The 1478-nt window shown below is 63.9% G+C and carries 2 protein-coding genes; both read left to right on the forward strand.

The genetic code is table 11. The features are described 5' to 3' along the window. Nucleotides 1-806 (forward strand): molybdopterin-dependent oxidoreductase (locus AB4Z11_RS31515; protein WP_442030089.1); only part of this gene is annotated, 806 nt, incomplete at its 5' end. Next, on the forward strand, nt 806-1478 hold a 673-nt coding region (locus tag AB4Z11_RS31520), incomplete at its 3' end, for a complex I subunit 1/NuoH family protein (RefSeq protein ID WP_442030091.1). The genes AB4Z11_RS31515 and AB4Z11_RS31520, both read left to right, overlap by 1 nt.

Below are 1478 nucleotides of genomic sequence, written 5' to 3' on the forward strand. Positions count from 1 at the left end.
CCGCCAACACTGTCGGTGGCTACCTGGTGGGCGCCGTGGCCAAGAACGCTGCGCCGGCCTTCTCCGCACAGAAGAAAGCCTACCTGCTGCTGAACGCCGAGCCGGAACTGGATGCCGCCAACCCACAGGCTGCCGTCGCTGCGCTGAACGGCGCCGAGATGGTAGTCGTGATGTCGGCCTTCAAACATGGCATGGACTACGCCGACGTGCTGCTGCCGGTCGCGCCGTTCGCTGAAACGTCGGGCTCCTTCGTCAACGCCGAAGGCCGCCTGCAAAGCTTCAACGGTACCGTCAAGCCAGCCGGCGAAGCCCGTCCTGCCTGGAAGGTGCTGCGCGTACTGGGCAACGTTCTGGGGCTGGCTGGTTTCGACTACGACACTTCCGAAGCGGTCCGCGACGAACTGTTCGACAAGGGCGTGACCGACCTGTCCGCACAGCTGAGCAACGTGGCCAAGAAAGCCCCGGCCGCTGCTGCCTTCGGCGCCGGCGACAAGCTGGAACGCCTGGCCGATGTGCCGATCCACTTCGCCGACGCGCTGGCCCGCCGTTCCGGCCCGCTGCTGGCTACCACCGACGGTGCTGCGCCGAAAGCGCGCCTGTCCGCTGCGACCGCCCACAAGCTGGGCATCAAGTCCGGCGACAAGGTGCAGGTGACCCAGGGCACCGGCTCTGCGATCCTGGAAGCCGCCATCGACGCCGCGCTGCCGGCCAATGTGGTGCGCGTGGCTGCCGCTCACGTATCGACCGCTGCACTGGGCGATATGTTCGGTCCGATTACCGTAGCTAAAGCAGGGGAGGGCAAGTAATGGCTCTGCCAGAAATGATTGATTCGATTAAGGCCGCGGGCGAAGCGAACCTGGGCAGCACCTTCTGGACCTTCATCTGGACGATGATCAAGATCCTGTGCGTGACCCTGCCGCTGATGGGCCTGGTGRCTTATCTGACCCTGTGGGAGCGTAAGCTGCTGGGCTGGATTCAGATCCGTATCGGCCCGAACCGCGTGGGTCCGAACGGCCTGCTGCAGCCGATCGCCGACGCGCTGAAGCTGCTGTTTAAAGAAATCATCGTTCCGACCAAGTCGAACAAGTCCCTGTTCTTCATCGGTCCCGTGATGACCATCATGCCGGCACTGGCATGCTGGTCGGTCGTGCCGTTCGGCCCGCACGCTGCGCTGGCCGACATCAACGCCGGCCTGCTGCTGATCATGGCCGTGGCCTCGATGGAGGTGTACGGCATCATCATCGCCGGCTGGTCCGCCAACTCGAAGTATTCCTTCATGGGCGCGATGCGTGCATCGGCACAGATGGTGTCCTACGAAATCGCGATGGGCTTCGTGATGGTGATCGTGCTGATGGTGGCCGGTTCCCTGAACCTGTCCGACATCGTGGCCGGCCAGCAGAAGGGCATGATGGCCTCGATGGGCCTGAACTTCCTGTCCTGGAACTGGCTGCCGCTGCTGCCGGTGTTCGTGGTCTACC

The sequence above is a fragment of the Pseudoduganella sp. RAF53_2 genome (assembly GCF_052113985.1).
Lineage (GTDB): Bacteria > Pseudomonadota > Gammaproteobacteria > Burkholderiales > Burkholderiaceae_D > Rugamonas.